We start from the raw sequence: 25,281 nt of genomic DNA, 5'->3' as shown, positions 1-25,281 counted from the left end.
GTAGTCCGATCGACGCCTCAAGGGAGGCCACGGAGGAGCAGCTCACCTAGTTCAGGAGAAGCAGCGGATCGGGCCCTTGTTGAAGGCGAGCATGTCGGTGATCGCCGCGACCAGGTCGATCTGCGCACCCCACTCGGCGCCGTCGAGCTCGGCGTACGCGCGGTGCAGGTTCCCCGGCAGCCGCTCCTGCTCGCTCAGCGACGCGAAGTCGCCGAGGTCCGTCTCCTTCGCGACCTCCAGCGGGGACAGCCCGGCGGCCTTCCCGCGCTCGGCCGTCTTCTGGACGAAGGCGAGGTATTCGTCCACTTTGTCCACGACGTCCAGCCCGCACGGGCCGCCGTGACCAGGCAAGATCACCTCCGGCGAGAGCTCGCGGACGACGTCGAGGCCCTGGCGCCAGCCGGCCACCGAGCCCATCAGCGCGAACGGGCTGCCGCCGTTGAACACCAGGTCACCGGCGTACAGCACGCGCTGCTCCGGCAGCCAGACCAGGACGTCGTTCGTGGTGTGCGCGGCGTGGCCGGGGTGGATCAGCTCGAGGGTGACGTCGCCGGCGTGCACGGTCAGCCGGTCGTCGAACACGATCTCCGGCGGCCGCGACCGCAGCTCGCCCCAGTCGCTGCCGACGAAGACGCCCTCGAACGTCTGGATGCCCTCGGCGACCATCAGCTCGCGGGTCTTCCGGTGGCCGATCACGGCCGCGCCCGTGACGAGGTAGTTGCCGTTGGTGTGGTCGCCGTGGTGGTGGGTGTTCACCAGCGTCGTCACCGGGCTGCCGGTGGCCGCCTCGACGGCGTCGAGCAGCGCGCGCGTCCGGCGTTCGGTCGAGCAGGTGTCGATCAGCACGGTGTGGTCACCGGCGTCGACGAACCCGCAGTTGTTGATGTACCAGGAGCCGTCCGGCTGGACGTAGCCGTGGACCTGGTCGGCCAGCCGGGTGACGGCGGCGGCGGAGGGGGAACGATCGGTCACGGGGTCACTATGCCCGAGCCGGGGCTCCGCCGGTTGGCGGAATAATTCGGAATTTCGCTGGTCCAGGCGAGTGATAGCGCAGGTGACTGGCATTCTGCGGCGTTTCCTGGAACGCTGCGCGATGTCATCATCGAGATCCGCAAGGTGAAGCACTAACCTGGGTGGGTTCGATAGTTCGCGCGCGACGGCGACCGGGAGGCCGCCGTCGCTTGGTAGTGGTCCGGGAGAGCAGGGCGATGGCCAGCACCGTCACCTCGCGCCGGAAGCAGCTCGGGAACGAGCTCCGGCATGCCCGCACCGCGGCGCGGATGACACAGCAGCAGGTCGCCGAGGTCCTCGGCTGCACCCAGGGCAAGGTCAACAAGATCGAGTCCGGTGCCGTCGGGGTGAAGCTCGGGGATGTGCGATCGATGCTGAACGCGTTCGGGATCAACGGCGAAGAAGCCGACACGCTGATGAACCTGGCGCGGGCCGCCGCGGGACAGCGCGGCCACTGGTCGGGCTACCGCTCGGTGGTGCCGCACTGGTTCCGCACCTTCACCGACCTGGAACCCGCGGCCGCGGAGATCCTCACCTGGCACGGTGAGCGCATCCCCGGCCCGCTGCAGTCCGAGCACTACATGCTCAAGCAGTTCACCGAGGCGGGCGCGACCGACGTGACGTCCCTGGTGCGCAACCGGCTCGACCGCAAGGCGGTGTTCGAGCAGCAGCAGCCGCCCTACTACCGGTTCATCATCAGTGAAGGCGCGCTGCGCCGGGCACCCGGCGGGTACGCGCCCGCGGTGATGCTGGACCAGGTCGAGCACCTGCTCTCGCTCGAACGGCACCCGCGGGTCTACGTGCACGTCCTGCCGTTCGGGGCGCGGCTGGCCGCGGTGCCCAACGACTTCACGATCATGCGGTTCCCGGACCGCACGCGGGACTTCGTCTACATCGAGCACTCCGCCGGCGGGCTGTACCTCGACGACGTCAAGGACTTCAACATCTTCGTCGACTCGTGGGACAGGCTGCGCGGAGCCGCGCTGGAGCGCCAGGAGACCCGCCAGTTCCTCAAGGAGCTCGCGGAGGGTTACCGCGCCCAGATGCAGCAGCTCCAATAGGGCGAATGGCTGTGACACCCGGGGCCTCGCCCCGGGCCGGGGCTCCGCCATCCGGACCCCCAAAAGAGCGAGAGCTGTCCCGGCCGGTGAACAACTTTCGGTAGAGTGAGCGAGTTGCGCTGGAATCCACCACCGGAAGTGCCGCCCGAAGGGGACATCGTGGACCCCGACTTCCTCCCCGATGCCGTCGATCTCGAGCGGCCGAACGTGGCGAGGATCTACGACTGGGCGCTCGGCGGCACGGCGAACTGGGCGGTCGACCGGCAGTACGGCGAGCTGGCCGTGAAAGCGTTTCCGCTGGCGAAGACCCTCGCCCGCGGCAACCGCGACTTCCTCGGCCGCGCCGTGCGGTACTGCCTGTCGGCGGGCATCACGCAGTTCCTCGACCTCGGCTCCGGCATCCCGACGGCGGGCAACGTGCACGAGGTGGCCGACGACTACGCCGACGACTGCCGGTGCGTCTACGTCGACAACGAACCGGTCGCCGTCGCGCACGGGCGGATGCTGCTGGAGGAAACGGGCGACCCCGAGCGGCACGCCGTCCTGCACGCCGACCTGCGTGACGCCCAGGACGTGTGGGAAGCCGCGCTGGCCACCGGCGTGCTCGACCCGGACCGGCCGATGTGCCTGCTGAGCGTGGCCGTGCTGCACTTCCTGCCGGACGTCACCGGCGTGCGCGAAGCCATCCGCGACTACCGGACGCTGCTGGCGCCGGGATCGGCGTACGTGTTGTCGCACGCGACCGAATCCGGCGTCGAGGGGGACGAGCTGGAGCAGATTCGCCGGCTGGTCAAGCTTTCCGAGCGGTCGAGCTCGCCCGCGGTGTCCCGGTCGCTCGACGAGATCGCCGCGTTCTTCGGTAACTTCGAGGTGGTCGAGCCGGGAATCGTGCCTGTGGGACAGTGGCGTCCCGAGCCCGGCGCCGCCACGGTCCCCCTCGCGAGCGTGGTCGGCGGTGTCGGCCGCAAGCCTGGAGGACTCATCGCATGACGACGCAGGACCCCGAAGCCCCTGAAGGTGTCGACCTCGAGCGGCCGAACGCGGCCCGCATCTACGACTGGTTCCTCGGCGGCGACGCCAACTGGGCCATCGACCGGCAGTTCGGCGAACAGGCGGTCAAGACCTTCCCGATGATCAAGACCGTCGCCCGGGTCGGCCGCGACTTCCTCGGCCGCGGTGTCCGCTACCTGGCGCGCAACGGCATCGACCAGTTCCTCGACCTGGGGTCGGGCGTGCCGACGGTCGGGAACGTCCACGAGGTCGCCGCGGAGGTGAACCCGGACGCGCGGTGCGTGTACGTCGACAACGAGCCCGTCGCCGTCGCGCACTCCCAGATCCTGCTGGAGAAGGAGGGTGTGGCGGACCGGCACGCGGTGCTCCACGGAGACCTGCGCGACCCGGCCGACATCTGGAAGCGCGCCCTCGACACCGGCGTCCTCGACCCGAACCGCCCGATCGGCCTGATCATGGTGGGCGTCCTGTACTTCCTCGGCCAGGACGAGCCGGTGGCCCAGACCATTCAGAAGTACCTGTCGCTGCTGCCGTCCGGCTCGTACTTCCTGTCCTCGCACCTGACGAGCGACGGCATGCAGGCCATGGCCGACTCCGAGAGCCGCGAGTCGATCATGAAGCAGTACAACCGGTCGAGCACCCCGATCCACCTGCGCAGCCGCGCGGAGTTCACGTCCTTCTTCGAGGGCCTCGAGCTCGTGGAGCCGGGCATCGTCTACCTCCCGGAGTGGCACCCGGAGGAGATGGAGTCCAAGGCCACGAAGAAGCTCGCGAACGACCCCGCGTTCGTCGGGCACATCTGCGGCCTGGGCCGCAAGCCGTGACGGCGGCCGCCTACGACGCGGTCGCGGTCCAGTACGCCGAGTTCGCCCACGACGTGTGGGACGACTACCCGCTGGACCGGGCGGCGTGGGTGGCGTTCGCGGACTCCGTGCGCGGCCGCGGCCCGGTCGCCGACCTGGGCTGCGGTCCCGGCCACCTGACGGCGCACCTGCGGGACCTGGGCCTCGACGTGTTCGGCGTCGACCTGTCCCCGGCGATGATCGAGCTGGCGCGCGCGGCGGAGCCGTCGCTGCGGTTCGAAGTGGGCTCCATGGCGGCTCTGGACCTGCCGGACGCGTCGCTCGCCGGGATCCTGTCGTGGTACTCGATGATCCACACCCCGCCGGCGGAGGTGCCGGGGTACTTCGCCGAATTCACCCGGACGTTGGCGCCGGGCGGTCACGTTCTGTTGGGCTGCTTCGAGTCCGGCGGCGGTCCGGTGGCGGAGTTCGACCACAAGGTCACGACGGCGTACTGCTGGCCGCTGGACGAGCTGGTGGCGCTGGCGGCCGCGGCGGGGCTCGCCGAGGTGGGCCGGTTGTACCGGGAGCCCGGGGACGGGGAGCGGCCGTTGCGGCGCGGCAGCCTGCTGCTGCGGAAACCGTAGCCGCGGACGGGCGGGGGACGCGAGAGCCCCGGTTCCGACCGGGAACCGGGGCTCTTGTGGTGGTGGCGCGGCAGTTCGGGGTTTCAGGCGCGCGAACCGATGCGGCCGCGCAGCAGCGGCGTCAGGTCGATCGCGGTCTCCAGCGGGCGCGTCGTGCGGACGCCGTCGGAGTGGTGGCGGAACGGGACGTCCTGGTCCGTCGCCCACGTCGTGGTCTTGCGCAGTGGCGCCTGGATCAGGCTGAAACCGAAGCGGTTCCGCAGTTCGTTCCCGATCCCCTGGCGGCCACGGTGCTCTTCCTCCTCGCGGCGGAAGAGCGAGTTCAGCCGGACGGCCATCGTCTACACCCCCAGCTCTCGTCGCGGTGCCCGGGCGGGTTCGCCGCCGGTCAGTCCGAGACAGGGTTCACACGGCATGCCGACCCCGGGGGCCAGCCATTCGACATCGGTGAGGGAAAGCGCTTCCCCGCACTTGGTTCGGACTCGGTCGTTCGGGGCTCCGCTACCCGGAACCCCCGAAAGACGCTGATCGTTCGCGTCGCGGGTGGCGGCCAGGTCGAAGACGTGGACCGCCCGGCGGGCCTCGCCGGCGGTTCCCCTGGCGAGCCTGCCCACGACCTGCGCGCCCGGTGGCGCACTGTCCTCGACGATCACGCTGATCCTCCCCCATGAGGTCCTGCGGTTGGCTTGGATCGGTTCGTTTTCGGCGCTCGGCCTGCGTAGATGACCGCCCGTCGCGAGCAGGCAGTCATTCACCGACACCAGCGCCCCGGCCGATGCGATTAATCCTACTCCTGGAATAATCTTCATGTCGAGGCCGGAGCTAGTTGATCACCCGCTTGGCCCTGTGGCCTACTCCATTGAGACACTGAGTAGCCGGGAGCGGGTACTTTCGACCAGGTCACGGCCGCGCCCCCCATCGATCCTCGGAGGTACGACCCATGGCGGATTATCCGTCGTTCGCGGATTACGATCCGAACACGGCCGTGTCCCTGTTCGAAGAGGCCGCCTGGGAGAAGTCGTTCGCCAGTGAGCCCAACGGCGGCAGCTGCGTCGAGGTCAACCTGGGCCGCGAGGGCGTGATCGGCGTCCGCGACACCAAGCTCGCGACCAGCCCGGTCTTCGTGTTCGACCCCGCCGAGTGGGAAGCGTTCCTGATCGCCGTCAAGGCCGGGCAGTTCGACCTGCCGGCTTGAGCTCCCGTCCTCGCGCGTGATCATGATCACCCGCTGGTGTCCAGAAATGGCGAAGGCCCCCTTCCCCGTCCTCTGGGGTGAAGGAGGCCTTCGCGACGGCCTGGATACGCGTGGCCGCCGGATGTGAACGAAATCTCACCCGATCGCCGGAAGCTCCCCGCCCCGCAACCGGCTCCGGGTCCGGCGCCACGCCACCACGACCAGCACCACGAGCCCGATCAACGGCAGCGTGCTGATCGCCCAGCTGACACCCATCGGCGGCCCCGGCTGCTCCAGCACCGGCAGTGCACGCAGGTCGCCGGTGCCGGACCCGGCCGGGCCGTTGACGGTGAAGTGGAACGTCCACTCTCCGGGCCGCGGCATCGACCGGACGTCGAGGCCCCAGACGTCACGCTTGCGCGGGTGGCGGACCAACGGCTGGGTGCGGTTCTTCCCGCCCTCCGGGTTGATCAGCGTGAGCGTGCCGGACTTGTCCTCGATCCCGCCGTCGGGGATGAAGGTGAAGTCCAGCGACTGCATGGCTTTCAGCGGCCAGGTGCTGAACCCGACCGTCAGCCCGTACGGGCCGGCCTGCACGTGCTCGGTGTGCACGATGTTCACCGGCTCGTAGGCGTTCGCGGGCGCCGCGGTGGCGAACAGCAGCCCGGCGACGGCGGCCAGGGCCAGGACAAACCGTCTTTTGGGGGCTCCGGGTGGCAGAGCCCCCGGCCGGGGCGCAGCCCCGAATGACACCGTCTTACGCATCAGCGGTTTCCCCCTTCTTCGCGGGCGCCAGCAGGCAGAGCATCCCGCCGAACCGCCACCCGGCGAACCCGCCGAGCAGCCCCAGTGCCGCGCTGAGCACGGCGGTCGTGGTCAGGTACCAGACCGGCGGCAGGTGCGCGCCGGTGTAGAGCAGGACGCGCTGGATCGGCAGGCTCAACCCCAGCAGCAGCCCGGCGAGGCCGCCGGCGACCACGGACACCCGTCCCGCGGGCCACCCGCGGCGGCGGCCGGCGAGGTACACCAGCTCCATCAGCCCGGCCACCGGCAGCAACGCCATCGGCGTCAGCGACGGCATCTCCGGCACGCCGGAGATCGCGTCCCGCAGCGGCAGGTCGACCATGTCCGCGTACGCCTTCGCCGCCCACGGCGAGAACCACCAGAACACCGCCTGCACGGCCGCGACCATCGTCGCGGTGCCGAGCGCGCCACCCGGACGGCGGAAGAACCCGGCACCGACCGCGACCAGCAGCACCGCCATCATCGAGCAGCCGATCGAGACGGCGTCGGCGTAGTCGTCCGGCACCTGCTGCAGCCCGAGCGCCAGCACCGGCCCGAAGGTGAGCAGCACGGTCAGCGACGCCAGCGTGCCGATCCGCCCCCAGCGGTGCTCCCGCGCCGCGGCGAACACCGCGGTCGTGCCGATCAGCGACACCGTGATCGACAGCAGCAGCCCGATGTGCGGCGGCGAGTCGATGACCGCGTCGAAGCCGTAGAGCCCGTGCCACCACTGGTCCCACAGGCCGTACAGCAGGAACGTCGCCGCGCCGACCCCTGAGACGAGGTAGCCCAGCGGCGCCGCGAACGTCCGGCCGAACACGTTGACCACGCGCCCGCCGATCCGCGGGTCGACCGGCCGCCCCGCGCGCCGCGCCGCCGTCGTCAGCAGCACGACGGCGAGGCTCGCCAGGCCGACGACCGCGCTGCCCGCGTACAGGAACAGGTGCGGCAGCGTGAAGAACGTGTCCGGGCCGACGTCGCTGTGCCACTGGATGTCCCAGGTCAGCCCGACCAGCGACAGCAGCGACCCCCCGAGCACGACGTTCGCGGGCAGCAACCCCGTTCGCGCCTGTTTCGCGACCGACGTCGTGTGTACGCCGGATGCGGTGAGATCCATTTCCCCCGACCTCCTCCTTCTACTTGACCAACACGGGAAAGACGACCTGCGCGGGGCCGCCGGGGCCGCGCAGCGAAACGGTGATCTCCCACTGCCCGGCCATCGGCAGCCCGACGTCCGCGGCGCGGAACCGGCCGGGCCCGTCCGGCCCGGCGGGCACCGGCGCGAGCGCGTGCCCCATCTGCGCCATCACCGGCGCGACCGTGACGGCGTCCGGCGCGGGTCCGGTGACCGCCACCGCGAACGTGTTGCCGCCGATGCGCGGGGCGTCCGCGGAGAACTGCACGGTGTACGGCCCGGAAACGGCTTGCTGGGTAGTGGGTTGGGTGTCGCGGCCGCCCCAGAGCAGCCAGGCGGCACCGGCCGCGACGACCAGCGCGACGACGGCGATCAGCACGGTGGGGCGTTTCATCGGCCGGCTCCTGTCGTCGGGACGTCCACCACGGCGGGGACGGTGAGCACCTGGTAGCCGCGTTCGGCCTGCAGCCAGATCCGGTACCGGCCGGGCTCGGCGAAGGTGTAGGTGAAGCTGACGTCCGGGCCGTACGCGGCCACGGTCTCGTCCGGGCGGTCGAGCTGACCGGCGACCGGCGGCACCATGGCGTGGACGTGCGCCCACGTCGGCGCCTTCGCGGCGCCTTCTCCGGCGGGGCCGGTGAACGGCCCGGTGATGATGAGGTGGCCGAGCATGCCCAGCCACGGCTGGAGGTCCTGGGCCGGGAAGCGCGCGGTGATGGTGGACGGCGTGCCGGGGGTGACCGTCAGCTCGACCGGGGTGCCGTCGACCGTCCGCAGCCCTGGGCCGGGTGGTTCGGGAGCGGGCGCCGCGGTGCCGTGCATGTCCACAGAGGACCGGACGAGCTGGACCCCGCCGCCGCGCCGGGCGAGTTCCGCGGCGACGGCGTAGGTGCCCGCTTCCGGAGCGGCGACGCGGACGCGGTAGTCGCCGGGGCCGACGCGCACCGGGTGCAGGTGGCTCATCCGCCCCGACGGCGAGACCAGGACCAGGTGCACGAGGGCGTTGTCGTGGACGAGCAGGTCGTCGACCGGGCGCCCGGTGGCGCCGTCGGTGAGGCGCAGCTTCAGATCGCCGCGCTCCGCCTGGACGGCCAGGTTCGCCGGCGGCCGCGAGTAATCCACTGTGGACAGCTGCGCGTTCGCGTACGGGTCGGTGACGTTGTCGAACGTCGGGTCGAGCTGGCTGCCGGGCGCGGGTGGCGGGGGAGTGCTCGCCGAGAGCACTGCACCGGTGACCGCGACGGCGATCGCGGCGACCGCGCCACCCGCCGGGACCAGCGCGAACGCGGTGCGTTTCGCCCGCACCCCCACGGCGAGGGCGAGCAGCAGGAACACGCCCGCGGCGACGAACCCGCCGTAGGTCGCCTTCTCCCACGGCGGCACCACCCGCGCGGGCACGAGGAACGGGATGGTCGCCGCGGGTCCGGTCCCGTCGCTCAGCGACAGTTCCCACGGCCCCGGCTTGCCGACTCGGAGATTTCCCGGGTAGACGCCCGGCTCGGCGCCGAGGACGACGTCGGCTCGCGAGCTCGTGACACCGTCCGCCGCGACGGCCAGGTGCAGCGTGCCCGGCGCGGTGCCCCGGTGCGTCACCACGTCGACCCGCAGTGGCGACGGCGTCGTGTCGACCCGCCGGATGATCACGGTCAGCTCGCGCGCCCCGAGCGTCTGCGCGACCTGGACGTCGGTGCCGGACGGCGCGCCGTCGGCGTACGCGGTCCCGCCACCGAGCGCGATCCCCAGCGCGGCCAGCAGGAGCAGCAGCGTCATGTGCTTTGGTGTTGTCCCCATCGTGGGATTGAACCTAGCCAGCGCGCGGGGTGGCGGGCGTCACGGCGGCGAGGGAACTCCGGTCCCCAGTGCGGGGGACCGGAGCCCCCGGGGACCTCAGGGCTGCAGGAATCGCCGCAGGTGGGCGACGACTTCGGCCGGCTGCTCCTCGGCCAGGAAGTGGCCGCACTCGTCGAGGGCCACGCCCGTGACGTCGTTCGCGTACTCGCGCCAGATCTCCAGCGCCGGCAGCTTGCCGACCAGGCCGTTCGCGCCCCACAGCGCGAGAAGGGGCTGGGTGACGCGTTTGCCCGCGGCGAAATCGGCGTCGTCGAGCTCGGCGTCGTCCGGGAAGGACGCCCGGTAGTCGTCGAAGCCGGCGCGCAGCGCTCCGGGCTGGGAGAAGGCGCGGACGTACTCGGCGACGGCGTCCGCGTCGAGGGCGTGGCGCTGGTAGGTCCAGCGCTCGAAGAAGTAGCCGAGGTAGGCGGCGACGTTCTGGCCGGCCAGCAGTTCCGGCAGGTCGGGCTGCAGGTGGAAGAGCCAGTGCCAGGAGGTCTTGGCGATGGTGTCGAGCCGGTGCCACATCGCGCGGGTCGGCACGATGTCGAGCACGGCGAGGCGGTCGACCTGGTCCGGGCGGTCGAGGGCCCAGCGGTGGGCGACGCGGCCGCCGCGGTCGTGCCCGGCGACGGCGGTCCGGGAGAAACCGAGGTGGTCGGCCAGCGCGGCGACGTCGGCGGCCATGGTGCGCTTGGCGTAGCCGGTCTTCGGTTTGTCGGTGCGGCCGTACCCGCGCAGGTCCGGGGCGATCACGGTGTGCGTCTCGGCGAGCGGCTCGAGCACCTTGTGCCAGCAGTGCGACGTCTGCGGCCAGCCGTGCAGCAGGAACAGGGGCGGCCCGTCGCCGGCTTTCAGGTAGTGCATCCGGAGCCCGTTCACTTCCGCGGTGTTCTCTAACCGGTTCATAGGGTTAGAGGGTAGCTGTGCTTCTAACTGTCTTCAAGGGTTAGAATGCAGGCATGGAGTGGGCCTTCGACGGCGGACGGCCGTGCCTCGACCTCGTCAACACGCTGCGCGCGCGGTACACGGCCGACGGCATCGAGATGCTGACCGGGCCCGAGGCGCTGGCCGAGTGGCTGTCCCTGGCCGGGTTCACGACGGGCGAGGTCCCGGTGACGGCGGGGAACGTGCTGGCCGCGAAGGCCCTGCGGGAGGCGATCGACCGGGTGCTGCAGGCGGTCGCCGCGGGGGAGCCGCCAGCGGAGATGGACATCGGCCTGGTGAACAACGCGGCCGCCTCGGCCCCGGCGCCCCCGCCGCGGCTGGTGTTGTCGGAGGGGCGGGTGCGCCGCGAGGTCCCGGCCCCCAAGGACCCGGTGGCGGCAGCGTTCGCAGCCCTGGCGGCGGACGCGATCGCGTTGGCGACGAGCGACGCATCAGTCCGCATCTGCGCGGCGGACGACTGCGGGCTGCGGTTCTGCGACGCGTCGCCGCGGCGGAACCGGCAATGGTGCTCGATGGCGCGGTGCGGGAACCGGGCCAAGGCCCGGGCTCATTACGCGCGGGTCAGCGGCCGGGAGGAGTAGGCGGCGTGGGGCGGCCCAGCAGGTGGGGCGCCAGCAACGCCACGCGTGCGGCGGCGAGCGAGGGCCGTCAGGGCGAAGCGCCCGGCCCATCTCCCCGCACCAAGGCCCGATAAGCCCGCGGGTGCGCCCGGAACCACACGTTGAGCTTCCCGATCCACCGCATGTGCGCAGTCCGCAGCCCGGCCGGAATCGGCGTGGCGAGAACCCGCACCACCATTGCGAACCGATCGAACCGCCGCTGGTCCCGGAAAGTCCACTGTAGACCCAGCCGGTCCCGCAACGAGGGTGGCAACGTCGCCCGGAGCAGAAACATCTGCCCCCGCGCCTGAAGCTCCCGCATCGGCCGCCACCAGCGGTCGGGCAACCACGAAACCGGCTTCCGCACCGTCCGGATCGTCTCGAAGAGCGTGTCGATCGCCGAATTCCCGGCGAAACCCGCCACCATCGAGTCGTAATAACGCTCGAAACCCGCCCAGTCCGGCGGCAGGTCGCGGTCCCGCACCCCGAGCAGCCGGCCGATGCCGCACATCTGCGCGTAGTACTCGTCAAGCTCCGAAGTGGACAGCGGAACCCCGAAAAACCGTTGCGCGTCAACGGGAACCTTCACCAAAGTCGCATGCACCCAGGCGTACGCCTCGGGGTTCAGCGCGCTGTAGCGCCGACCGGACGAAAACCCGGTGAACGACCGGTGCAACGCGCGCAACCGGGCCGCCTCCACCCGCGCCCCTTCGACACCGCCGTAGACGTAGATCGACAGCGACGCGCCCGTCCGCATCAGCCGGGTCCACGGATCCTCCGTGTAGTCCGAATGATCGCGGACCCCCGCCGCGACGATCGGGTGCGCCACCTGCAGCACCAGCACCTGCCCGGCGAGGAGCGCGTCGCGGAAGTCGCCGAAGTACTTCCACGCCGCCGTGCCGCGGACGACCGGCGGGGCCATCAAGCCCCGCGGAGCAGCATCATCAACGGCTCGGCCACCGGGGTCTCGGTCTCGCCGGTCGCCAGCCGCCGCAGCTGCAGGCCGGCGATCAGCGCGACCACCGGCCCGGCCAGCCGCCGCGGTTCCGGCACCCCCAGCGCGTCGAGGATCGTCACCGCCAGCTCGTCGTACGCCGCGAAGCAGCGGGAAGACGCTTCGCGCAGTCCAGGATCGCGTGCGGACTGCAGGTACAGCTCGTGCGCGCCGAGCTCGTCGGCGCCGAACGGCAGCTGCGCGATCACGTGCTCGACAACCGAAGCCGCCTGCTCGACGCTGAGGCCGTCCGCGCGGTAGCCGTCGACGATCGCGCCGAGCTTGGCCGTCTCCTCTTCGACGAACAGCAGCATCGCTTCGCGCAGCAACGCCGTCTGGCTGGGGAAGTGGTAGGTCAGCGTGCCGAGCGAAACCCCGGCGGCGGCCACGATCCGGCGGTTCGTCAGCCCGCCGACGCCGTGCTCGCCGACGACCGTCAGCGCGCCGCGCAGAATGGCGTCCCGGGTGCTTACCAGCTTGTCTCGGGATGCCGCTCCGGCCACCGTTCGACCTCTTCCAGTTGCGCGGCGAGCGAAATCAGCCGCTCCTCGGCGTGCGACGGCCCGAGCAGCTGCGCACCGAGCGGCAGCCCGCTCTCCGTCTGCCCGGCCGGGACGTTGACCCCCGGCCAGCCCAGCACGTTCCACGGCCAAGCGTACGGGCAGGCGGCGATCATCGCCTGGTCGGTCTCCCAGCCGGACAGCCCGTCGAACGTGCCGATCGGCGGCGCCGGGGTCGCGGTCGTCGGGGTCAGCAGGACGTCGACGCGGCCGAACACCGAGCCGATCCGCCGGTGCAGCCCCGGCTCGAGCGCGCGGGCGAGCCGCAGCGCGGGTCCGGCCAGGATCCGGCCGTGGCCGGCGTTGCTGCGGGTGCGCGGGTCGAGCCCGGCGCGGTCCGGGACCCGCAGCGCCCAGTCGCGGACGCCGGTCAGCGAGCGCGGCAGGAACGTCAGGCCGATCAGCCCGTAGTCGGGCTCGAGCTCGACGATCTCGTGGCCCAAGCCGGCGAGCGACTCGGCGAGCCGTCGCACGGAGTGTTCGACGACCGGGTCGAGCCGCGTCTTCGTGGCGGTGAACGGGATCCGCGTCGACAGCCCGATCCGCAGCTTGCCGGGCTCGCGGGTGGCGGCCGTCCGGAACGTCTCGGGCGTGCCGGCCGCGGCGTCGAGCAGCAGGGCGGCGTCTTCGACCGTCCGGGCGAGCGGGCCGAGCACGGTCAGGCCGTGGAACAGCTCGCCGCCGGTCGGGATCCGGCCGCGCTGGGTCTTGATGCCGACGAGCCCCGTCCACGCGGCCGGGATGCGCACCGAGCCGGCGCCGTCGGAACCGAGCGCGGCCGCGATGACCCCCGACGCCACCGCGGCCGCGCTCCCGCCCGAAGACCCCCCGGGTGTGTGGCCGGGGTGCCACGGGTTGCGCGTGACACCGAAGGCCGGGCCCTCGGTGAACGGCCATTGCCCCAGTTCAGGGGTGTTCGTCTTGCCGATGATCACGGCGCCCGCTTCGCGCAGCAGGGCGACCGCGGGCGCGTCGGCTGTCGCGCAGGGGAACTCCCCGGAGCAGCCGAACGCGGTCGGCAGGCCGGTGAGGTCGACGTCGTCCTTGATCGCGACGGGCACCCCGAGCAGCGGAGCGCGCTCGCCGGCCGCGAGCCGCCGGTCCGCGTCGGCGGCTTCGGCGCGGGCTTCGTCGTCACGCAGGTGGCGGAAGGCGTTGAGCGTGGGCTGGCTCGCGTGGGCGCGGCCGAGCGCGGTGGCGACGAGCTCGGCGGAGGTGACCTCGCCCGCGGCGAGCTGCGCGGCCTGGGCGGCGAGGCCCGTGAAGTCGAGGCTCGTAGCGGTCATGGCGGCCCCCGAAGGTTCTCGTTCGTTCGAACGAACGTTACCGGATCACCGGCCCTTCGGCCACTGCCGATGAGTTTCCGCCGCCCGGCCCGTCTACCTCTCCGACGACTACGCAGGGAGAAACCGATGGCTCAGGTACACGCGGGCATGGCCATGTCGCTGGACGGCTTCGTCGCCGACCGCCACGGCGGCATGGCCCGGCTTTCCGGCTCCGCCACGTCCGCCGGCAGTGACCACATGACCGCGCTGATCCGGGAGACCGGCGCGGTCGTCCTCGGTCGCCGGACGTACGCGATGGCCGACGACCCGGACTGGTTCGTCGGCAACTACGAGTTCCAGGTGCCGATCTTCGTCCTCACCCACACGCCGCCGGACGCGCCGCCGGCGCAGGACGAGAACCTCACCTTCACCTTCGTGACCGACGGGATCGCTTCGGCGGTCGCGCAGGCGAAGGCGGCCGCGGGCGACCGGGCGGTCAAGGTGATCGGCGCGAGCACGGTCCGGCAGGCGCTGCGGGCCGGGCTGGCCGACGAACTGCACGTCGACATCGTCCCGGTGCTGCTGGGCGCCGGGCTGCCGTTGTTCGGCGATCCCGGCCTCGATGGCGTCGCGCTCCGCCGGATCGCGGCGCGCGAGGTCGGCGCGGTCACCGCGCTCCGGTTCGAGGTGATTAACCCCCTATAGTGGTTAGAACGCCGAGCCTGGAGGACCGATGACCTTCGACTTCGCCCGTTTCCCGGACGCCGCCCTCGCCGCGATCCCGCGCGTCGACCTCGGTGGCTGGCCGACGCCGCTGCACGAGGCGCCCCGGCTCGGCGAAGCCCTCGGCCTGCGGAACCTCCTGCTCAAGCGCGACGACGTCCACCCGCTCGGCGCGGGCGGCAACAAGCTCCGCAAGCTCGAGTACCACCTCGGCGCCGCGAAGGAAGCCGGCGCGGACACGGTGATCACCTTCGGCGCGCTCCAGACCAACCACGGCCGTCAGACCGCCGCCGCGTGCGCGAAGCTCGGCCTGCGCTGCGAACTCGTCCTCACCGCGAAGGTCCCGCGCGACGGTGACGCCTACGAGCGTTCGGGCAACATCCCGCTGGACCGGCTCTTCGGCGCGACCGTCCACGTCTGCGCCGACGGCGAGGAGACCGGCCGCACCTACGACCGCCTCGTCGCCGAAGCCGCCGAGGACGGCCGCAAGGTCGCGACGATCCCGGTCGGCGGCTCGAACGACCTGGGTGCGCTCGGATACGTCCGCGCCACCCACGAACTCGCGACGCAGCTCGCCGAACGCGGGATCGAGCGGGCCCACCTCGTCGTCCCGCACGCCAGCGGCGGCACGGCGGCCGGGGTGGCACTGGCCGCCGGGCTGCTCGGCGGCCTCGGCGTCGGTGTCGCCTGCGTCAGCCACCCGCTCGACGAGGCCACCGAGAACCTGCGCGAACTCGTCGACGGCGCGGCCAAGCTGCTCGGCATCGACCCGCCGTCGCTCGACCACGTCCGGCTGGGTGACTCCACGCTCGGCCCCGGCTACGGCATCCCGACCGACGCGGTCTGGAACGCGCTACGCCTCTTCGGCGGCACCGAGGGCGTTGTGCTCGATCCGGTCTACACCGGCAAGGTGGCCGCCGCGCTGATCGAATGGGCCGGCCACTTCGCCCCGGACGACCACGTGGTGTTCCTGCACACCGGCGGCATGCCCGGCCTGTACGGCTACGCGCCCGAATTCGCGGCGGCCGTCGAAGGCTGATTCCAGCCGGGTCGCCAGCCGCAGCAGCGTGCCCAGCAGCACGACGTCGGCGAGCAGCAGGAGCCGCTGCGTCACGCCGATCGGGAACGCGTCGGAAAGCTCGGGGAACGGACCCACCCCGGCCTCGCTCAGCCGCACGAAGACGAAGCTCACGGCGAAGAGCGCGAAAGCGCCTGCGACCAGCTGGATCGCCCGCACCAGGGCGGCGCGCTCCGGCCGTCCCCGCAGCGGTTCCAGCAGCGAGATCGCCGCGCCGGGCAGGCTGAGGAACGCGACCAGGCACGCGTAGAGGTGGATTTCACCGCTCACCGGGTCCGGCGCCTCCGGGTAGCTCGCCGGGAACACCGCGGCGGCGGCCATCCCGAGCGACCAGAGCGCGAGCAGCAACCGGGTCGTCCGCGACAGGGGCACGCCCGCGGCGTGCAGCGCGCCGAGCACCGCCAGCGACCCGATGGCCAGCGAAAGCACGCTCGCGGCGAGCATCCCTTCGCCGCGATCGGTCACGGTGTAGCTCGAGAGCGTGTCGTAGACCGGGTCGTGCGAGCTGATCACGTGCAGCACCACGGCCGTGAACAAACCCCACCCGATCGCGCCCAGCGCCACCAGCCGCCACGGTCTCGTGCGCTTCCCCGCTTCCGTCCCCATGCCTCCAGGGTCTCGGGAAACGGGACGCCCGTGATCAGGGAAGACCCTGAATAACCCCCGAATTGAAATCCACGAGGACCAGGGCCTGGTTGTCGTGGCGCTTGGGCCGGGGCCAGCGCTCGCCGTCCGGATCCTGCTTTTCCGCGGTGCGGACGGCGTCCAAAACCGCATCCGGCCCGTCGGCGCGGGAGATCGCGAGGACTTCGTGCCAATCGAACAGCGCGTACTGGTCGACGCCGATGGAGACGCCGTCGCTGGCGAGCAGGACGGCGTCGACGTCGGCCCGCCGCCAGCTGCGCCGGACCGCGTGGGCCGCGGCGCCCGGGTCGGCTTCGGCGACCCAGAAGCCGTCGTGGGCGTTGCGCCGGCGCCGGACGTCGGCGCCGGTCTGGAGCATCCCGCGCCGCCGCAGCCGGGCGAGCCGGTCGTCCGAGACGACGTCGACGCCGAAGCCGCCGAAGCCGACGACCGGGCTGTCGGCGAGGACCAGCGCGTCGACGCGGTCTTCGACCCAGCGCACGGCCGCGACCGTGCTCGACGGCGAGCGCTGCGGCCGCAGGGAGTTCTCCGCCGTGACCACGGCGATCGCGCCGGTCAGCACGTCCGTCAGGTCGGCTTCGGGCGCCGCGCGAAGGTTGTCGCCGAGGCGCTGCGCCAGCCGTTCCGCGTACCAGCCGCCCGGGGGTTGCGAGGGATCCGACGAAGTGGCGCCGTCGAGGACGAGCACCGCGTTGTCCAGCACGACGACGTGGTCCTCGGTGGGGCGTGGGTGGCCGTCGGCGCCCACCCCGGCCCGCTCGGCGATCGCGATCTCGGGCATCACCCGACTGTACGTCGCCCGTCCGGCGTCTTCGCGATGAACCTGTCAACTTCGGTTGACAGCGGGCGGATGTCAACGTAGGTTGACGAGCATGACGGAAGCGACGGACCTGGCCGCCCGGGCCGGCGACCGCGATCCCCGGGTGGGACTGCGTGCGGTCGCCGCGCTCCGGCGGCTGCTGGAACAACTGGAGGCCGTGCAGGTGCGCAGCGCGCGGGTGCACGGGTGGTCGTGGCAGGAGATCGCCGCCGAGCTGGGGGTCAGCCGGCAGGCCGTGCACAAGAAGTACGGGAGGCACTGATGTTCGAGAGGTTCACGGCCGACGCGCGGATGGCGGTGGTCGAGGCGCAGATCGTGGCGCGGGAGTCCGGTTCGGTGGAGATCGGGCCGGCGCACCTGCTCGCCGGGCTGGTCAAGAGCGGCGTCCCGCTGCTCACCGAGCTGGGCGTCTCGACGGACGACATCGCCGAGGAACTGGCGCGCACCCGGCGCCGCGGCGGGGTCAGCGACGCCGACGCCGAGGCGCTCACCGAGTTCGGCATCGACGTCGAGCAGATCGTCGAGCGTGTCGAGCAGACGCACGGCGAGGGTGCCCTCGCCGGCCGGCTCGGCCCGGCCAAGCGCGGGCACATCCCCTTCACCGCACAGTCGAAGAAGACCCTCGAGCTGAGCCTCAAGGAAGCCGTCCGGCTGGGGGACAAGCACCTGGGGCAGGAACACATCCTGCTGGCGCTGGCGCAGCAGCGGGGGACCGACGACGTGCTCGCCCGGCGCGGCGCCGACTACGTGACGCTGCGCCGGGTCGTGCAGCAGCGCAAGGCCGGTTAGTGAACGGGCTCCTGCTCTTCGCGCTGCGGTTCGCGCCACACGACCAGGGGCAGCAGCGCCTGCGTGAGCGGGCCGATGGCGAGGGCGTAGAGCACGGTGCCCACCCCGACGGTCCCGCCGAGCAGGAAACCGGCGGCGACCACGGTGATCTCGATGCCGGTGCGCACCAGCCGGACCGACCAGCCGGTGCGCCCGGCGAGCCCGGTCATCAGGCCGTCGCGGGGACCCGGGCCGAGCCGGGCGCCGACGTAGGTGGCGGTCGCGACGCCGTTGAGCGCGACGCCGCCGACCAGCAACCCGATCTGCCACGCCAGGTCGTGCTGGTCCGGGAGGAACGCCCGGACGACGTCGACCACGACCGAGATGACCACGACGTTCGCGATGGTGCCGATCCCGGGCCGCTGTCGCAGCGGGATCCACAGCAGGAGCACGGCCACCGAGATCAGGCCGGTGACCGTGCCGAACGTCAGGCCGGTGTGCTTCATGACGCCCTCGGCCAGCACGCTCCACGGCTCGAGGCCGAGGCCGGCGCGGGTGACGAGGGCGACGCTGGTGCCGTAGAGGGCGAGGCCGGCCAGCAGCTGGACGCTGCGCCGGGCGGGGTTGCGGGTGATCCGGACGGGCCGGAGATCGGTCTGAGCCACGTCCTCACTATCCGCGGTAAGTGGCCTTGTAAACCATAGCCAATTCCCGGATATTGGCCTTATGGAAGCAGTTATCCCGCTGGGTGGACGCATCTCCGGTCCTCGATTGGCCGTCATGCTGGGCTCGTGGCGCCAGGGCTCCCGGCAGGGCGCGGCCGATCTGGCCGCGGCCATCGAGCTGCAGGTGCTGGACGGCCAGCTGCCGCTCGGCACCCGGCTGCCCGCCGAGCGCGAGCTGGCCGACGCGCTCGGCGTGAGCCGGACGCTGATCGGCGCGGCGCTGGACCGGTTGCGGGAGAGCGGGTTCGTCGCCAGCCGCCGCGGCGCGGGGTCGTGGATCGCCGCGCCGGGACGCCGTCGCCGTGACCCGCTCGCCGGGGGCCGCGACGACCTGATCGACTTCACCCACGCGTCCTCGCCCGCCACGGCCGGCATGATCGCGGCCGTCGACGCGGCCCGCATCGCGCTCGCCGACCACCTCGGCGACCACGGCTACCAGGAACGCGGGCTGCTCGGCCTGCGGGAGCGGATCGCCCAGCGGTACACCGAACGCGGGCTGCCGACGACGGCCGCGCAGGTGATGGTCACCAACGGCGCGCACCACGCGTTCGTGCTGGTCCTGCGGATGCTCGCGGGCCCCGGCGACCGGGTGCTGGTGGAGCAGCCGACGTACCCGAACGCCCTGGAGGCGATCCGCGCCGCGCACGCGATCCCGGTGCCGGTGGCGCTCGACCCGACCGGGGCGCGCGGCTGGGACATCGCCGGTATCGACGCGGCGCTGCGCCAGGCGTCGCCGCGGTTCGCCTACCTCGTCGTCGACTTCCAGAACCCGACCGGCCTGCGGCTGGACGCCGAAGGCCGCGAACGGCTCGGGGCGGTCCTCGCCCGGGCCCGGACGCCGGTTGTCGTGGACGAGACGCTCGTCGAGCTCGACCTCGAGGCTGATCCGCTGGCGGGACCGCCGCCGCTGGCCGCGTTCGCCGGCGACCTGGCGATCTGCGTGGGTTCGGCGTCGAAGACGCACTGGGGCGGGCTGCGGATCGGCTGGATCCGCGCGTCGGAGGACCTCCTCGGCCGCCTGGTTTCGGCGCGCTACGCGGTCGACCTGGGCTCACCGGTGTTCGAGCAGATCGTGTTCACCGAGCTGCTGGGCGACGAGGGCCGGGCCGCGCTGGCCCGCCGCCGTGAGGAGCTGCGCGGGAACCGCGACGCACTGGCGAGCGCCGTCAGGGGGCTCCTCCCGGACTGGACGTTCACCCTGCCGAAGGGCGGCTTGTCGCTGTGGTGCCGGATGCCGGAGCCGGTGAGCTCCCGCCTGGCGGTGGCGGCGGCGAGTCACGGGATCCAGGTGGCGCCGGGTTCGCGGTTCGGCGTCCACGGCGGCCTGGAGCGGTGGATCCGCCTGCCGTTTTCGCTGCCCCCGGAGAAGATCCGCGAGGCGGTCCGCCGGCTGAGCGCGGCGGCGGCTTCGGTCCAGGGCACCCCGGCTTCGCTGGACGCCCCGATCGCGTAAACGGAACGAACCGGTGCGCTGGATGCAGGCCTGCTCCCAGGGATGGGCGGCGTCTGAGTGCATCCAGCGCACCGGTTCGTCGTTTCACACACCCGCAGGCGGGACGTGACTTCCGCTTGCGGGTACCGCGGCTTCCCGGCACAGCCCCTCGACGTGCCGGGAAGCCGGCGGCTCAGGTGCGCTCGCGGTACTGCGAGCCCTCGCTCGGCGCGGTGAGCGAGGACTCCCGGAGCGCGCCCGGTGTGGGTCCCGGCGCCACGGGGGCAGCGCGGCGCCGGGACCGGGATCCGACCCGGCCGGGCGCGGTCGGCCGGTCGGAAAGACAGTGGTTTCGCATGGCTTTTCGCCCCTGGGGTACGTCGGACGCGCCAAGGCGTCACGAGACGTGAAAGGGTCACGGATTTCGTACTGGAGCAGGGGATTCGTCACGCATCAACGGCGTGGAGCTGCGTCGAGTTGATCTTGTTTTGGACGCAGTTGTCCCCGGCTGCCCGGTCGGGGGTCAGTCGGGGGAGGTGGTGGGCAGGGCGGCTTCCCTGCCGGCGCCGTCGACGTCGTGGTCGCGGCTGGCACCGATGAGCTTGAGCTGGGTGGTGGTGGCGTCGTCGGTGTGGACGGCGAACTGGTGGCGGGCGCCACCGGAGCCGTCGTGGCCGGACGTCGCACTGGTGGCCGGCGCGCTCGGCGCGCTCGTGCCACCGGGGAGGCCGGGGGTGGAGTCGCCCCCGCCGTTGCGCGCGTGGACGCCGGAGTCGCGCGGCTGGTCCTGGGCCGCCGGCGAAGACTGCTGCTGCCGGACGACGAGGTGCGCGACCGGGAGCCGGGTGGTCGGCTGGGCGACGGCCGCGGCCGCCGCCGGGACCCCGGTGGCGGGAACGGTCTCGACGACCGGCACCTCGGTCACGACGGCGGTCACGCCGGGCACGGTCGCGGTGACGCCGCCCGAGTTGGACCCGCCGCCGAACACGGGGCCCAGCACGTCGTCGAGGGGCAGCAGCACGGGCGCGCCCGGGTTGTTCGCGGGCGGCTGGGTGAGCGGCGCGAGCACGGTGTGGGACAGCGTGTCCGTGAGGCCGCCGACCGTGCCCGTGACGGTGCTCAGGGTGCCGCCGACGGTGGCCGTGACGGTGTTGAGCGTCCCGCCGACCACGTTGACGACGCCGCCGACGAGCCCGCCGAGCAGGCCACCGCCGGACGAAGTCGCCTTCGTCGTGGTCGTCGCCTTCGTCGTGGTCGTCGTGCCGCTCTCCGGCTCTTCGGCGGTCACTGGGGTGTCCGTCGGCTCTTCGGTGGCCTGAGTGTCCTTCGTGGACTCCGCCGGGGCCTGGCTCTCGGTGGCCTCGCCGGTCTGGGTCTCGTCGCTCTTCGGCTCGGTGGCTTCGTCCGGCTGCTGCGTCGCTTCGTCGCCGGTGTCGGCCTGGCGCGCGCACGTGCCGGCGCCGGTCTCGCGGTGGCTTCGGCGGTGCTTGCCGTGCGTGAACGGCTTCGCGGCATGGTCCACAGTGGAAACGGCGGGCGCTTCGGGGCACGCCGGCCGGACCGCCGCCGACGCGGTGCTGCCGGACAGGGCGCCGGTGAGCAGCCAGCCCGCGAGCGTCAGGCCGCCGGCGAGCAGGATCTTGGCGGCAGGCCGCTGCAGGGCCGCAGTCCAGGGGCGCGGCCCCCGCCCGCGCGAGGACTCGGTGGTGCCGCGCGATTTACCCGCTGTGAAGGCGGAGCCGCGCGTTTCACCTGCTGTGAGGGCGCCGCCGCGCGATTTACCCGCTGTGAAGGCGGAGCCGCGCGTCTCACCCGCCACTAGGGCACCGCCGCGCGTTTCACCCGCTGTGAAGGCGGAGCCGCGAAGGGGTTCGACCGCGCTGAGCGCAGGCTGCGCGGGAGCGCTGCGGCGCACGTTCGCCGTGCTGCTCACCGCCACCACCACCGTCCGCGCCTGAAGCTCTCGCGATGCCCGCTCGAGTCTGTTCTTGCTGGGGTCTTTCTCCGGCCAGGTCGCAGTTCCCCCGGGGGCTGCCCTCTTTCTAGCACCGCTCGGGAGTCTTTCATCTCTCCCGCGTTCTATCCAGCCCGTAAGGCGGAACGGCCCCACCGGGCAAGGTCTCTGCGGCCGACGAGTTGATCACTCTCAGTGCCGTTCGGGTGTTCCGTTGCCGCCATTCGGACCAGTTCTGCAAATTGCACATTTCGCGGTTGACCTGATGTTTTCGGGATCACTGTCGCGGTCGGTGCCGCTTCGGTGGCGTTGGGTGCTCGCAACCCGTTCCGGCCAGGCGCTCGGAAAGGCGTCCGGCATGTGGGACGACGACTGCGCCGAACGGCCCCGCGCCCTGGCACCGACCCTCTCCGCGAGGCGGCTGCACCCCTGCCAACGCTAGGGATCCAGGCCAGGAGACGTGGTTTGAATCCGCCACGCACCGGCTGCGGTCCGTGATCACCCGGCAGCCGGTCGGCTGCCTCGGCACCACCGCGCCGCGCGCACCCGCCAGGCCGGGCGCGCGAGCGGCTGGCCGCCGGAACCCGACGCCGTGATCGCGGAGCGTGACGGCACGCAGCCACCCAGGTTCCCAGCGCCTGACGCGCCTGCCGGAGCTGTCACGGGCCGCGCTCACCGCCGAACTCGCCGTCAGCTCGCGCAGCCCGGCGCCGCTTCCCCGCCGGTGTCGCACCCGGATCAGGCGCCCACAGGCCACCGACGGCGCCTACCAGACCTGACCGCGGACGTCAGACCAGTTTGCGCAATCGGGTGACGGCCTCGTCGATGACTTCGTTGCGCTTGCAGAACGCGAAGCGCAGCAGGTGTTTCCACTCGTCCGGGTGATCGGTGAACACCTTCACCGGCACCGCCGCAACCCCGACCCGGCCCGGCAGCTCCCACGCGAGATCCGCGGCGTCCGTGAAACCCAGCGGCCGCACGTCCACGCAGACGAAGTACGTGCCCGCCGTCGGCCGCACGGCGAACCCGGCGTCCGCGAGCCCGGCCGACAGCCGGTCGCGCTTCTCCTGCAGGCTCTCGCGCAGGCCGTCGACCCAGGGCAGCTCGTGGTCGAGCGCGTGCGCGACGGCGGGCTGCAGCGGCCCGCCGGAGACGAAGGTGATGAACTGCTTCGCCGCCTTCACCGCCGCGACGAGCTCCGGCGTCGAGCAGACCCAGCCGATCTTCCAGCCGGTGCAGTTGAACGTCTTGCCGGCGCTCGAGATGCTCACCGTCCGCGGCCGCATCCCGGGCAGCGTGACCAGCGGGACGTGCTCGACTCCGCTTGACACGTCGAACACCAGGTGTTCGTACACCTCGTCGGTGACGGCGATCAGGTCGTGCTCGACGCACAGCGCGGCCAGCGCCTCCAGCTCGGCGCGGGTGAACACCGTCCCGGTCGGGTTGTGCGGCGAGTTCACCAGGATCGCCCTGGTCCGCGGCGTGACGGCGGCGCGCAGGCCGTCGACGTCGAGGCCGAACCGCCCGTCCGGGCCTTCGACCAGCCCGACGACCCGGCGCTGCGCGCCCGCCATCGCGACCGCGGCGGCGTAGGAGTCGTAGTAGGGCTCGATGACGATGACCTCGTCGCCGGGCTCGGTCAGCGCGAGCAGCGTCGCCGTGATGGCCTCGGTCGCGCCCGCGGTGACGAGGATCTCCGTGTCCGGGTCGTACTCGGTGCCGTACCGCAGCCGGTGCCGCGCGATCGCGGCCCGCAGCTCCGGCCGGCCGGGCCCCGGCGGGTACTGGTTGGCCCCGCCGAACAGCGCGTTCTTCGCCGCTTCGAGCATGCCGGCCGGGCCGTCGGTGTCCGGGAAGCCCTGGCCGAGGTTGACGGCGTCGTGCCGGACCGCCAGTGCGGTCATCTCCGCGAAGATGGTCGACGTGAACGGCCGGAGGCGGGGGACGAGAGCAGGTTCGCGCACGATCAGCCATCCTCACGGACAATGGCGTTGTGGAGCAACTGACCCCCGCCAAGGTGACCCCGGCCGACCCGCCGGGCGGCGCAGCCGGTGAAGAGCAGAAGCGGCGCGCGCTGCGCAAGATGAAGGTCGTCGCGCTGTCGTTCCTGCTCGGCGCCACGCTCGTGTTCCTGCTGACCAGCTGGGCGCAGGCGAGCGGCTGGCCGGGCTGGGTCGGCTACGTGCGCGCCGCGGCCGAGGCCGGCATGGTCGGCGCGCTGGCCGACTGGTTCGCCGTCACGGCGCTGTTCCGGCACCCCCTCGGGCTGAAGATCCCGCACACGGCGATCATCCCGAACAAGAAGGACGCGCTGGGCAACAGCCTCGGCGACTTCGTCGGGTCGAACTTCCTGTCCGAGGAGGTCATCCGCGACAAGCTCAAGCGCGTCGAGATCGCGAAGCGGCTCGGCGGCTGGCTCGCGGAGCCCGACAACGCCGAGCGCGTGACGTCGGAGCTGGCCACGGTGGTCCGCGCCGCCGTGAAGGTGCTCCGCGACGAAGACGTCCAGGCGATCATGGAGCAGGCCGTCGCGCGGCGGATCATCGACAAGCCGTGGGGTCCGCCGCTGGGCAAGATCCTGCAGGGCGTGTTCGCCGACGGCGCGCACCACAAGCTCGTGGACCTGATGTGCGACCGCGCGTACGAGTGGGTGCGCGACAACCACACGACGATGCTGCGCGTGGTGTCCGACCGGGCGCCGAGCTGGTCGCCGAAGTTCGTCGACGAGATGCTCGCGGACAAGGTCTACGGCGAGGTGCTGTCCTTCACCTGGGCGGTGAAGACCGACGTCAACCACCCGATGCGGCTGGCCCTGGACAAGTTCCTCGGCGAGTTCGCCCAGGACCTCCAGACCGACCCGGAGGTGATGGCCCGCGCCGAGCAGGTGAAGGGCCAGATCGTGCACCACGAGGAGGTGCAGCGGCTGATCGGCTCGGCGTGGAGCACGGCGAAGGAGATGCTGCTGACCGCCGCCGAGGACCCGTCGAGCGAGCTGCGCCGGCGCGTCCGCCTCGGGCTGACGTCGCTGGGACAGCGCCTGATCACCGACGACCAGCTGCGCGAGAAGGCCGACGGCTGGGTCGAGGGCGCTGCCGCGTACCTGGTGAAGAACTACTCGCGCGAGATCACCACGATCATCACCGACACGGTGGAGCGCTGGGACGCCGAGGAGACGTCGCGCAAGATCGAGCTCCAGGTGGGCCGCGACCTGCAGTTCATCCGGATCAACGGCACGGTCGTCGGCGCGCTCGCCGGCCTCGTCATCTACGCCGTCGCGGAGCTGCTGTTCTGAGGGCCCGTATCTATACCACACCTGGGGGAGCTTCAAACCAGTTG

At 72.1% G+C, this 25,281-nt stretch carries 27 protein-coding genes and 1 pseudogene; 12 read left to right on the top strand and 16 right to left on the bottom strand.

What is annotated here, in order from left to right:
* Positions 1-51 precede the first annotated feature (51 nt).
* Positions 52-972 (bottom strand): MBL fold metallo-hydrolase, encoded by a 921-nt coding sequence (locus tag ACH54P_RS27350; protein ID WP_489906205.1) that lies wholly within the window; start codon positions 970-972, stop codon positions 52-54.
* 236 nt (positions 973-1,208) lie between these two features.
* On the opposite strand from ACH54P_RS27350, the gene ACH54P_RS27345 reads away from it, so the two are divergent.
* The 4 genes from ACH54P_RS27345 (at position 1,209) to ACH54P_RS27330 (ending at position 4,512) form a co-directional block, all read left to right on the top strand.
* Positions 1,209-2,072 (top strand): helix-turn-helix domain-containing protein, encoded by an 864-nt coding sequence (locus ACH54P_RS27345; protein ID WP_489906204.1) that lies wholly within the window; start codon positions 1,209-1,211, stop codon positions 2,070-2,072.
* 159 nt (positions 2,073-2,231) lie between these two features.
* A complete protein-coding gene (locus ACH54P_RS27340) occupies positions 2,232-3,062 on the top strand; it encodes an SAM-dependent methyltransferase (RefSeq protein ID WP_489906203.1) in 831 nt (276 codons plus the stop codon).
* Positions 3,059-3,907, top strand: coding sequence for an SAM-dependent methyltransferase (locus tag ACH54P_RS27335; RefSeq protein ID WP_489906202.1), 849 nt, complete (start codon positions 3,059-3,061; stop codon positions 3,905-3,907). The genes ACH54P_RS27340 and ACH54P_RS27335 overlap by 4 nt, the downstream gene beginning before the upstream one ends.
* Entirely contained in the window at positions 3,904-4,512 is a 609-nt protein-coding gene (locus ACH54P_RS27330) for a class I SAM-dependent methyltransferase (RefSeq protein WP_489906201.1), read from the top strand. The genes ACH54P_RS27335 and ACH54P_RS27330 overlap by 4 nt, the downstream gene beginning before the upstream one ends.
* Before the next feature lie 83 nt (positions 4,513-4,595).
* On the opposite strand, the gene ACH54P_RS27325 is transcribed toward ACH54P_RS27330, so the two are convergent.
* Entirely contained in the window at positions 4,596-4,850 is a 255-nt protein-coding gene (locus ACH54P_RS27325; protein ID WP_489906200.1) for a hypothetical protein, read from the bottom strand.
* 3 nt (positions 4,851-4,853) lie between these two features.
* Positions 4,854-5,165, bottom strand: a complete 312-nt coding sequence (locus ACH54P_RS27320) for a hypothetical protein (protein ID WP_489906199.1) — start codon at positions 5,163-5,165, stop codon at positions 4,854-4,856.
* Between the two features lie 287 nt (positions 5,166-5,452).
* On the opposite strand from ACH54P_RS27320, the gene ACH54P_RS27315 reads away from it, so the two are divergent.
* A complete protein-coding gene (locus tag ACH54P_RS27315; RefSeq protein ID WP_489906198.1) occupies positions 5,453-5,707 on the top strand; it encodes a DUF397 domain-containing protein in 255 nt (84 codons plus the stop codon).
* A 135-nt stretch (positions 5,708-5,842) separates the two neighbouring features.
* Here ACH54P_RS27315 and ACH54P_RS27310 read toward each other — a convergent pair whose 3' ends face one another.
* From ACH54P_RS27310 to ACH54P_RS27290, 5 genes are all read right to left on the bottom strand, one after another.
* Positions 5,843-6,367: a hypothetical protein gene (locus ACH54P_RS27310; RefSeq protein WP_489916660.1), complete on the bottom strand. Its 525-nt coding sequence runs from the start codon at positions 6,365-6,367 to the stop codon at positions 5,843-5,845.
* Between the two features lie 76 nt (positions 6,368-6,443).
* Positions 6,444-7,586, bottom strand: a complete 1,143-nt coding sequence (locus tag ACH54P_RS27305) for a hypothetical protein (protein WP_489906197.1) — start codon at positions 7,584-7,586, stop codon at positions 6,444-6,446.
* Between the two features lie 19 nt (positions 7,587-7,605).
* Positions 7,606-7,998 (bottom strand): FixH family protein, encoded by a 393-nt coding sequence (locus ACH54P_RS27300; RefSeq protein WP_489906196.1) that lies wholly within the window; start codon positions 7,996-7,998, stop codon positions 7,606-7,608.
* Positions 7,995-9,395, bottom strand: a complete 1,401-nt coding sequence (locus tag ACH54P_RS27295; protein ID WP_489906195.1) for a DUF8832 domain-containing protein — start codon at positions 9,393-9,395, stop codon at positions 7,995-7,997. Before ACH54P_RS27295 ends, ACH54P_RS27300 begins: the two co-directional genes overlap by 4 nt.
* A gap of 96 nt (positions 9,396-9,491) precedes the next feature.
* Positions 9,492-10,343, bottom strand: coding sequence for an alpha/beta fold hydrolase (locus tag ACH54P_RS27290; RefSeq protein WP_489906194.1), 852 nt, complete (start codon positions 10,341-10,343; stop codon positions 9,492-9,494).
* Positions 10,344-10,396: 53 nt separating this feature from the next.
* Here ACH54P_RS27290 and ACH54P_RS27285 point away from each other — a divergent pair, with 53 nt between their 5' ends.
* Positions 10,397-10,963 carry a CGNR zinc finger domain-containing protein gene (locus ACH54P_RS27285; protein ID WP_489906193.1) on the top strand — a complete coding sequence of 189 codons (567 nt, stop codon included), beginning with the start codon at positions 10,397-10,399 and terminating at the stop codon, positions 10,961-10,963.
* A gap of 67 nt (positions 10,964-11,030) precedes the next feature.
* Here ACH54P_RS27285 and ACH54P_RS27280 read toward each other — a convergent pair whose 3' ends face one another.
* The 3 genes from ACH54P_RS27280 to ACH54P_RS27270 are packed head-to-tail and all read right to left on the bottom strand — an operon-like array spanning position 11,031 to position 13,821.
* Entirely contained in the window at positions 11,031-11,903 is an 873-nt protein-coding gene (locus ACH54P_RS27280; protein WP_489906192.1) for an oxygenase MpaB family protein, read from the bottom strand.
* Positions 11,903-12,478 carry a TetR/AcrR family transcriptional regulator gene (locus ACH54P_RS27275; protein ID WP_489906191.1) on the bottom strand — a complete coding sequence of 192 codons (576 nt, stop codon included), beginning with the start codon at positions 12,476-12,478 and terminating at the stop codon, positions 11,903-11,905. The genes ACH54P_RS27280 and ACH54P_RS27275 overlap by 1 nt, the downstream gene beginning before the upstream one ends.
* Positions 12,445-13,821 carry an amidase gene (locus ACH54P_RS27270; protein WP_489906190.1) on the bottom strand — a complete coding sequence of 459 codons (1,377 nt, stop codon included), beginning with the start codon at positions 13,819-13,821 and terminating at the stop codon, positions 12,445-12,447. The genes ACH54P_RS27275 and ACH54P_RS27270 overlap by 34 nt, the downstream gene beginning before the upstream one ends.
* Positions 13,822-13,947: 126 nt before the next feature.
* Between ACH54P_RS27270 and ACH54P_RS27265 the strand changes: the two genes are divergently transcribed.
* Entirely contained in the window at positions 13,948-14,505 is a 558-nt protein-coding gene (locus ACH54P_RS27265) for a dihydrofolate reductase family protein (RefSeq protein WP_489906189.1), read from the top strand.
* A gap of 28 nt (positions 14,506-14,533) precedes the next feature.
* Positions 14,534-15,562: a D-cysteine desulfhydrase family protein gene (locus ACH54P_RS27260; protein WP_489906188.1), complete on the top strand. Its 1,029-nt coding sequence runs from the start codon at positions 14,534-14,536 to the stop codon at positions 15,560-15,562.
* An 84-nt stretch (positions 15,563-15,646) separates the two neighbouring features.
* Here the strand turns inward: ACH54P_RS27260 and ACH54P_RS27255 are convergent.
* Both ACH54P_RS27255 and ACH54P_RS27250 read right to left on the bottom strand, forming a co-directional pair.
* Positions 15,647-16,207 (bottom strand): annotated as a pseudogene (locus tag ACH54P_RS27255) (DUF998 domain-containing protein); the annotation flags it as partial.
* A 34-nt stretch (positions 16,208-16,241) separates the two neighbouring features.
* Entirely contained in the window at positions 16,242-17,027 is a 786-nt protein-coding gene (locus ACH54P_RS27250; protein ID WP_489906187.1) for a protein phosphatase 2C domain-containing protein, read from the bottom strand.
* A 91-nt stretch (positions 17,028-17,118) separates the two neighbouring features.
* Between ACH54P_RS27250 and ACH54P_RS27245 the strand changes: the two genes are divergently transcribed.
* Together ACH54P_RS27245 and ACH54P_RS27240 are read left to right on the top strand one after the other, a co-directional pair.
* Entirely contained in the window at positions 17,119-17,328 is a 210-nt protein-coding gene (locus tag ACH54P_RS27245; RefSeq protein ID WP_004559389.1) for a sigma factor-like helix-turn-helix DNA-binding protein, read from the top strand.
* Entirely contained in the window at positions 17,328-17,855 is a 528-nt protein-coding gene (locus tag ACH54P_RS27240; RefSeq protein WP_489906186.1) for a Clp protease N-terminal domain-containing protein, read from the top strand. Before ACH54P_RS27245 ends, ACH54P_RS27240 begins: the two co-directional genes overlap by 1 nt.
* Here the strand turns inward: ACH54P_RS27240 and yczE are convergent.
* A complete protein-coding gene (gene yczE, locus ACH54P_RS27235; RefSeq protein WP_489906185.1) occupies positions 17,852-18,499 on the bottom strand; it encodes a membrane protein YczE in 648 nt (215 codons plus the stop codon). The genes ACH54P_RS27240 and yczE overlap by 4 nt on opposite strands.
* 61 nt (positions 18,500-18,560) lie before the next feature.
* Here yczE and yczR point away from each other — a divergent pair, with 61 nt between their 5' ends.
* On the top strand, positions 18,561-20,012 hold the full coding sequence (gene yczR, locus ACH54P_RS27230; RefSeq protein WP_489906184.1) for a MocR-like transcription factor YczR: 1,452 nt from the start codon (positions 18,561-18,563) through the stop codon (positions 20,010-20,012).
* Positions 20,013-20,514: 502 nt separating this feature from the next.
* On the opposite strand, the gene ACH54P_RS27225 is transcribed toward yczR, so the two are convergent.
* Positions 20,515-21,810 (bottom strand): hypothetical protein, encoded by a 1,296-nt coding sequence (locus ACH54P_RS27225; protein WP_489906183.1) that lies wholly within the window; start codon positions 21,808-21,810, stop codon positions 20,515-20,517.
* Positions 21,811-22,733: 923 nt separating this feature from the next.
* The gene (locus tag ACH54P_RS27220) at positions 22,734-23,909 is read right to left on the bottom strand and encodes a pyridoxal phosphate-dependent aminotransferase (protein ID WP_489906182.1); all 1,176 of its coding nucleotides are present in this window, start codon (positions 23,907-23,909) and stop codon (positions 22,734-22,736) included.
* Between the two features lie 29 nt (positions 23,910-23,938).
* Between ACH54P_RS27220 and ACH54P_RS27215 the strand changes: the two genes are divergently transcribed.
* Positions 23,939-25,237, top strand: coding sequence for a DUF445 domain-containing protein (locus ACH54P_RS27215; RefSeq protein WP_489906181.1), 1,299 nt, complete (start codon positions 23,939-23,941; stop codon positions 25,235-25,237).
* Positions 25,238-25,281 lie beyond the last annotated feature (44 nt).

The organism is Amycolatopsis sp. N2S4-7, from assembly GCF_058119595.1.
This window is presented reverse-complemented; position numbering and strand designations above follow the sequence as displayed.

Coding starts and splice junctions, on each gene's coding strand:
- ACH54P_RS27290 (WP_489906194.1), bottom strand. CDS start 10,343: ATGAACCGGTTAGAGAACACCGCGGAAGTGAACGGGCTCCGGATGCAC.
- ACH54P_RS27240 (WP_489906186.1), top strand. CDS start 17,328: ATGTTCGAGAGGTTCACGGCCGACGCGCGGATGGCGGTGGTCGAGGCG.
- ACH54P_RS27245 (WP_004559389.1), top strand. CDS start 17,119: ATGACGGAAGCGACGGACCTGGCCGCCCGGGCCGGCGACCGCGATCCC.
- ACH54P_RS27270 (WP_489906190.1), bottom strand. CDS start 13,821: ATGACCGCTACGAGCCTCGACTTCACGGGCCTCGCCGCCCAGGCCGCG.
- ACH54P_RS27305 (WP_489906197.1), bottom strand. CDS start 7,586: ATGGATCTCACCGCATCCGGCGTACACACGACGTCGGTCGCGAAACAG.
- ACH54P_RS27345 (WP_489906204.1), top strand. CDS start 1,209: ATGGCCAGCACCGTCACCTCGCGCCGGAAGCAGCTCGGGAACGAGCTC.
- yczR (WP_489906184.1), top strand. CDS start 18,561: ATGGAAGCAGTTATCCCGCTGGGTGGACGCATCTCCGGTCCTCGATTG.
- ACH54P_RS27325 (WP_489906200.1), bottom strand. CDS start 4,850: ATGGCCGTCCGGCTGAACTCGCTCTTCCGCCGCGAGGAGGAAGAGCAC.
- ACH54P_RS27335 (WP_489906202.1), top strand. CDS start 3,059: ATGACGACGCAGGACCCCGAAGCCCCTGAAGGTGTCGACCTCGAGCGG.
- ACH54P_RS27265 (WP_489906189.1), top strand. CDS start 13,948: ATGGCTCAGGTACACGCGGGCATGGCCATGTCGCTGGACGGCTTCGTC.
- ACH54P_RS27315 (WP_489906198.1), top strand. CDS start 5,453: ATGGCGGATTATCCGTCGTTCGCGGATTACGATCCGAACACGGCCGTG.
- ACH54P_RS27300 (WP_489906196.1), bottom strand. CDS start 7,998: ATGAAACGCCCCACCGTGCTGATCGCCGTCGTCGCGCTGGTCGTCGCG.
- ACH54P_RS27250 (WP_489906187.1), bottom strand. CDS start 17,027: ATGCCCGAGATCGCGATCGCCGAGCGGGCCGGGGTGGGCGCCGACGGC.
- ACH54P_RS27295 (WP_489906195.1), bottom strand. CDS start 9,395: ATGGGGACAACACCAAAGCACATGACGCTGCTGCTCCTGCTGGCCGCG.
- ACH54P_RS27285 (WP_489906193.1), top strand. CDS start 10,397: ATGGAGTGGGCCTTCGACGGCGGACGGCCGTGCCTCGACCTCGTCAAC.
- ACH54P_RS27280 (WP_489906192.1), bottom strand. CDS start 11,903: ATGGCCCCGCCGGTCGTCCGCGGCACGGCGGCGTGGAAGTACTTCGGC.
- ACH54P_RS27260 (WP_489906188.1), top strand. CDS start 14,534: ATGACCTTCGACTTCGCCCGTTTCCCGGACGCCGCCCTCGCCGCGATC.